3 protein-coding genes and 1 pseudogene are annotated in these 4,531 nt (G+C 66.6%); all 4 read right to left on the bottom strand.

The features are described from left to right. Nucleotides 1-322, bottom strand: a 322-nt coding sequence (locus tag JCM19049_RS08420) for a nucleoside-diphosphate kinase (RefSeq protein ID WP_054821371.1), incomplete at its 3' end; no start/stop codon positions are given. Nucleotides 323-359: 37 nt separating this feature from the next. Then, complete coding sequence (locus JCM19049_RS08415; protein ID WP_054821370.1) at nt 360-758, bottom strand: DUF4233 domain-containing protein; 399 nt, start codon at nt 756-758, stop codon at nt 360-362. 46 nt (nt 759-804) lie between these two features. Further along, complete coding sequence (locus JCM19049_RS08410) at nt 805-2,151, bottom strand: folylpolyglutamate synthase/dihydrofolate synthase family protein (RefSeq protein ID WP_054821369.1); 1,347 nt, start codon at nt 2,149-2,151, stop codon at nt 805-807. Beyond that, nucleotides 2,148-4,531: pseudogene (locus JCM19049_RS08405) on the bottom strand (class I tRNA ligase family protein); the annotation flags it as partial. The pseudogene JCM19049_RS08405 and the gene JCM19049_RS08410, both read right to left, overlap by 4 nt.

Raw genomic sequence — 4,531 nt, 5'->3', positions numbered from 1 at the left:
GGCCGAAGTCGCCGCGGATGGTGCCCGGGGCGGCGGTGGTCGGGTCGGTGGCGCCGGCCAGCGAACGGAAGCCCGGGATCACACCGTGGCCCTCGGCCACGATCGCCACGACCGGCCCGGAGAGCATGAACTCCACCAGCGGCTCGTAGAACGGCTTGCCCTCGTGCTCGGCGTAGTGCGCGGCCAGCATTTCGCGGGTGGCCTGCAGCTGCTGCAGCTTGGCGATGGTGTAGCCCTTGGCTTCGATGCGGGCCAGGATCTGTCCGGTCAGCCCACGCTTGACGCCATCGGGCTTGACCAGGATCAGGGTGCGGTCAGACATGTAAATACCTCTTGTCTTCGACGAAATTGATACTTATCTAGGATTCTACCGGTGGGTTGTTGCGTTCCCATTCGGCCTGCTCGGCTTCCCGGCGCTTGTTCTCCACGTCCATCTGCCCACCCTTGTACAGGGCATACCACCAGCAGGCGGCGAACGCGGCGCCGATGTAGAACATGTCGGCCAGCACGAAACCGCACAGGATGAACATCAGCTGGATGATCCAGCCCATGACGATTCCAAACGGCTTGCGCAGGAAGGCGCAGGTGATGATGCACAGCACGATCATCACCGCTCCCCCGCCCAGGATGAGCCCCGGGGCAACCTCAGAGCGCTTCAGCCCCAGGGTGGCCAGGGTGAAGAACAGCGCCACGAACGCCTCCAGGGACAGCACCGAGGAGGCCAACATGATTTTCAGCGAGCGCGGCTTCTTGCGCATGCCCGGGCGCCATTCGCGCTGGGCCTTGGTCAGACGTGCATGAGTGCTACTCACGTCCCTTCAACAACAGTGAAATCTCGCCCACCAGCGTAATCGACCCGGTGACCAGCACGCCGCCGGCCAGGTCGTTGCCGGCCTCGGCCCGGCCCACGCACCATTCGATGGCGTCTTCCAGGTCCTCGGTCACGTGCAGGTCCTCTTCGGGCCAGCCGGCCTCCAGGGCCAGGTTCGCCAGTTCCCCGGCGGGGATGGCCCGCGGGGAGGAGGACTGGGTCAGGCACAGATCCTCAACCAGTTCCCCGTATTCCTCGCGCATCTGGTAGAGCATCCCGGCGGCGTCCTTCTCCTGCAGGATCCCGACCATCAGCACCAGGCGGCTGAACCCGAAGGATTCCTTCACCGCGGTGGCCGCTGCCTGGACCCCGTCCGGGTTGTGCCCGGCGTCCACCAGCACGGTCGGCGCGGTGCGCACAATCTCCAGGCGTCCGGGGCTGGTCACCTCGCGAAGCTGGCGAATGAGTTCCACGTTCAGCTCCTTGGCTCCCCCACCCAGGAACGCCTCCACCGCGGCCAGCGCGACGGCGGCGTTCTGCGCCTGGTGGGCACCGTAAAGCGGGAGGAACAGCTCGTCGTAGCGCGCGGCCTGGCCCTGGATGTCCAGCATCTGACCGCCCACGGCGACCTTGCGCTCCAGCAGCTTGAAGTCCAGGGTCTCAAAGGCGAACGGCACCTCAAGCTCCCGGGCCTGGCGCAGCAGCACATCGGCCGCGTCGACCGGCTGCACCGCGGAGACCAGGTAGCCGCCGGGCTTGAGGATCCCCACCTTCTCCTCGGCAATCAGCTCGGTGGTGTCGCCCAGCAGGTCGGTGTGGTCCAGGGAGATCGGGGTGATCACCGAGACGTCGCCGTCGGCGACATTGGTGGCATCGGTGATGCCGCCCAGGCCCACCTCCAGCACCAGCACGTCCACCGGGGCGTCGGCGAAGATCGCAAATCCCAGGATGGTCACGGCCTCAAAGTAGGTCAGCCGGTTTTCCCCGTTGGCCTGCAGCTCCGAGTCCACCACGTCCAGGTAGGGGGCAATCTCGTCCCAGATCCGCACGAAGGTCTCATCATCGACCGGTTCCCCGTCGATGCTGATCCGCTCGGTGACCGAGACCAGGTGCGGGGAGGAGTAGCGCCCGGTGCGCAGGTCATGCGCGCGCAGCAGCGACTCGATCATCCGCGCCGTGGAGGTCTTGCCGTTGGTGCCGGTGATGTGGATGACCGGGCAGGCCTTGTTCGGCTCGCCCAGCACCTCCATGGCCCGGAACATCGGGGCCATGCGCGGCTCAATCTTGTTCTCCGGGGCGCGCGCCAGCAGTTCGGCGTACACCCGTTCCAGTTCGCTCACGCGCTGACCTCGACCTTCACCTGGGGTTCCTTGGCGGCACCGTTGGCCTGCAGGACCAGGTCAACGGTCAGCGTCTCACCGCTGATCAGTTCCCGGTTCGCCTCCAGGGCCGCAATCACGGTTTCGTTCGCGCTGATGGTGGTGCGGATCCGGTCCGAGACCTGCAGATCCGCGTCCTTGCGGGCGGCTGGATGCTGCGGACCATGTCGCGGGCGATGCCCTCGGCGGCCAGCTCCTCGGTGACCTCGGTGTCCAGCACCAGGAAGCCGCCGTCGATGACCGCTGCGGCGATGTCCGCCTCCGCGTTCACCACGGTGTCCAGGGTGTACTCACCCTCCACCAGTTCCAGCCCGCCGGCGGTGACCACACCGTCGGCCACGGACCAGTCACCGGACTTGGCGCCTTGATGGCCTGCTGCACGTTCTTGCCCAGGCGCGGGCCGGCGGCGCGCGCGTTGACCACCAGCTGCTGGCTGATCCCGTAGCTGGCCGCGTCCACCCCGGCCGCGTCGATCAGGGTGACCTGCTTCAGGTTCAGTTCATCCTTGATGATCGAGGCGTAGGTGCCTTCCAGGCGGGCGGCGTCACTGAGCACGACCTTCAGTTCGGCCAGCGGCAGGCGCACACGCAGGTTCTTGGCCTTGCGCAGCGAGGAGCCCACCGAGCAGATCTTGCGGGTGGTGTCCATGGTTTCCAGCAGCGCGGCATCGGCCGGGAACTGCTCGGCGTCCGGCCAGTCGGTCAGGTGCACCGAACGCTGCCCGGTCAGCCCGCGGTAGATTTCCTCGCAGGCCAGCGGCAGCAGCGGGGCGGCGACCTTCACCAGGGTCTCCAGCGCCGTGTACAGCGTGTCAAAGGCGTGGGTGTCCTCGTCGAAGAAGCGCTGGCGGGAGCGGCGCACATACCAGTTGGTCAGGGTGTCCATGTACTGGCGCACCGCGTCGGTGGCGTCGGAGACCTCGTACTCATCCAACGCGGTGGTCACCTCGCGCACCAGCTGGCCGGTGGCGGCGATCATGTACTGGTCCAGCGGGTCCGGCGAATCGTGGGAGATCTGCGCCTCGTACCCGGCGCCGTTGTTCGCGGCGTTGGTGTACAGGTTGAAGAAGTGCCACACGTTCCACAGCGGCAGCAGCACCTGGCGCACCCCTTCGCGGATGCCCTGCTCGGTGACCACCAGGTTGCCGCCGCGCAGGATCGGGCTGGCCATCAGGAACCAGCGCATCGCATCCGAGCCGTCGCGGTCCAGCACCTCGGTGACATCCGGGTAGTTGCGCAGCGACTTGCTCATCTTCTGCCCGTCGGAGCCGAGCACAATGCCGTGGGAGATCACGTTGGTGAACGCCGGGCGGTCGAACAGGGCGGTGGACAGGATGTGCAGGGTGTAGAACCAGCCGCGGGTCTGCCCGATGTACTCCACGATGAAGTCCGCCGGGTGGTGGCCGGTGTCGAACCACTCACGGTTCTCAAACGGGTAGTGCACCTGGGCGTAGGGCATTGAACCGGAGTCGAACCAGACGTCCAGCACGTCCTCGACGCGGCGCAGCGTGCCCCGGCCGCGCAGCCCGCGTGGGCCTTGGACAGCTCGTCGATGAAGGGGCGGTGCAGGTCCGGCTCGCCCTCATGGTTCACCGGCAGCCGGCCGAAGAAGTCCTTCAGCTCCTGCAGGGAGCCGAACACCTCGCGGTGCGTGCACTCCACCCCGTCGCACTCCCACACCGGGATCGGGGATCCCCAGAAGCGGTTGCGGGAGATCGACCAGTCGCGGGCGTTTTCCAGCCACTTGCCGAACTGGCCGTGCTTGACGTTCTCCGGGATCCAGTTGATCTGCTCGTTCAGCTCCAGCATCCGGTCCTTGATCTGGGTGACCTCCACATACCAGGAGGAGATCGCGCGGTAGATCAGCGGGTGGCGGCAGCGCCAGCAGTGCGGGTAGGAGTGCTCGTAGGAGGCCTGCTTGACCAGTCGGGCGTCGTCCTTGAGGACATTGGTGATGGTCTTGTTCGCGTCAAAGACCTGCACCCCGACGATGTCGTTCAGCGGCCCGCCGGCGAACACCGGCAGGAACTTGGCGCCCTCATCGACCGAGAGGATCACCGGATCCCGTTTTCCTCGCAGACCTTTTGGTCATCTTCGCCGTAGGCCGGGGCCTGGTGCACCAGGCCGGTGCCGTCCGAGGTGGTCACGTAGTCGGCGGTGACGATCTGCCAGGCGTTTTCGGTGCCGTACTTCTCGGTGTCGGTGTAGGTGTCCCACAGCGGTTCGTAGCGCAGCCCGGCCAGTTCGCGGCCTGGTAGCTGGCGGTGATGGCGGCTGCGGCCTGCTTGGCGTCAGCGTAGCCAGGTCCTTGGCGTAGGAGCCGAGCAGGTCGCGGGCCAGCA

Source organism: Arthrobacter sp. JCM 19049 (assembly GCF_001310435.1).
Note: the sequence above shows the minus strand (reverse complement) of the source record. Positions and strands in the feature narration are given on the sequence as shown.